This is a genomic window from Robiginitalea sp. (assembly GCF_049588695.1).
Taxonomy (GTDB): Bacteria; Bacteroidota; Bacteroidia; order Flavobacteriales; family Flavobacteriaceae; genus Robiginitalea.
The window spans coordinates 1-2,192 of sequence record NZ_JBAVZJ010000398.1 but is presented as its reverse complement, the minus strand read 5'-3'; the positions used below and the strand labels follow the sequence as shown (position 1 = coordinate 2,192).

Annotated in this window: 2 protein-coding genes; both read right to left on the bottom strand. The window is 50.4% G+C overall.

From position 1 onward, the window contains the following. Positions 1–1,665, bottom strand: a 1,665-nt coding sequence (gene acs, locus WBV75_RS09360; RefSeq protein WP_424120360.1) for an acetate--CoA ligase, incomplete at its 3' end; no start/stop codon positions are given. A gap of 93 nt (positions 1,666–1,758) precedes the next feature. Beyond that, positions 1,759–2,192, bottom strand: a 434-nt coding sequence (locus WBV75_RS09355) for an exodeoxyribonuclease III (RefSeq protein WP_424120359.1), incomplete at its 5' end; no start/stop codon positions are given.

The window sequence follows — 2,192 nt, the reverse complement described above, 5'->3', positions numbered from 1 at the left end:
TGTTTCCTTCAGGATGACAAATCCATACAAGGCGTTTCCTTTAATATCGTGGGGGAAACCGACAATGGCAGACTCGGCAACAGCCGGGTGCTCATTAATAGAGTCCTCGATGGGTGCCGTACCCAGGTTGTGGCCTGAGACAATTATAACGTCATCTACCCTACCCGTAATCCGGTAATACCCCACAGCATCTCGCAGAGCCACATCCCCCGTAAAGTACTTGTTTTCATAGGCTGAAAAATACGTGTCCCGGTACCGCCCGTGATCCCCCCAAATGGTCCGGGCCATGGAAGGCCATGGATACTTAATACAGAGCCTGCCGGAAACCTGGTTTCCCCTGATTTCCTGCCCCGCTTCATCCATAAGGGCGGGTTGGATCCCAATAAAGGGGAGGGTGGCATAGGTTGGGGTTGTTGGGGTCACAAAGGGAATCGGGCTGATCATAATACCCCCGGTTTCCGTTTGCCACCAGGTATCGACAATGGGGCTTTGCTTTCTGCCCACGTTGTTATTATACCAGTGCCAGGCTTCTTCATTGATAGGTTCTCCGACAGAGCCCAGCACCTTCAGGGAGGAAAGGTCATACTGTTCCACAAATTCCAGGCTTTCTTTGGCAAGGGCCCGAATAGCCGTAGGCGCAGTATAAAATTGATTCACCCGGTGTTTTTGAACAACTTCCCAGAACCGTCCAAAATCCGGATAGGATGGGACGCCTTCAAACATCAATGTGGATGCGCCATTGGCCAGGGGCCCGTAGACGATGTAAGAATGTCCGGTAATCCATCCGATATCCGCCGTACACCAGTAGACATCTTCTTCCCGGTACTGAAAAATATTTTTAAACGTATACGCCGTATACACCATATAACCCCCACAAGTATGCACCATACCCTTTGGCTTTCCCGTGGAACCCGAAGTGTATAGGATAAACAATGGGTCCTCGGCATCCATAATCTCAACCTCACAATGTTCGGGGGCCCCTTCCAATAAAGGTGCCAACCATAGGTCACGCGTCGGGTGCATGGTGATGGCATTGCCGGTCCTTTGAACGACAAGGACCTTTTCAATACCCGGGCAGCTCTCCAGGGCTGAATCCACAATGCTTTTAAGGTCTAAGGTCTTCTTTCCGCGATAGGACCCGTCTGAGGTAATAACCATCTTACAGTCACAGTCATTGATCCTGGTGGCCAGGGCGGTGGCTGAAAAACCCGCGAAGACTACGGAGTGAATCGCGCCGATACGAGCACAGGCCAATAGGGTTACTGCGAGTTCCGGAATCATGGGAAGGTAAATACAAACCCGGTCCCCTTTGGATACACCCTGCGCTTTGAGGACATTGGCCATCTGGCAGACCCGCCTGTGCAATTCCCGGTAGGTAATGTGCTGAGCTTCTTCATTGGGATCGTTGGGCTCAAAAAGAAGGGCAGTTTTATCCCCTCTGGTGGAGAGGTGGCGGTCCAAACAGTTCTCGGTTATATTCAGCTTTGCCCCTTCAAACCAGGTGACTTCCGGTTTTTTAAAATCCCAACGCAGGACCCGGTCCCATTTTTTCCTCCAGGAAAAGTGCTCTTCGGCAATTTCTTCCCAGAAACCTTCCGGATTTCGAACGGATTTCCGGTATACCTGAAAATACTCCTCTAAATGCTTAATGTGGTAATTACTCATAAAATCGATGTGTTATAGGAATCCAGCACGAGGCCTGAAATTTAAAGGTAGGAAAAGAATCCAAAAATGAATAGCCCCCCTGGCCCTTCAGGATCATTCCCCCATCGTAAGCCCGATCGGGCAGTGATCCGATCCCATGACCTGATCGAAAATAGTAACGTCCTCTACCCGGGGGCGTAATTCCGGGCTGATCAGAAAATAATCGATACGCCAACCTGTATTTCGCTCCCGCGCCTTAAAGCGATAGCTCCAGTATGTGTAAGCCACTTTTTCAGGGTTTTGTTCCCGGTAAAGATCCACCAGGCCGGAGGCCAGCAACCTGTCCAGGGCATCGATCTCAATTTGAGTATACCCCGCCGTTTTATTGTAATTGGATTTGTCGTTCTTCAGATCAATCGGCCTGTGGGCCACATTCATATCCCCACAGAGCATCACCGGTTTTTGGGTCTGTAATTCCTTGATGTACTCGAGGAAGGCGGCGTCCCATTCTTCACGATAATCCAGCCGCTTGAGTCCCTGTCCTGAAT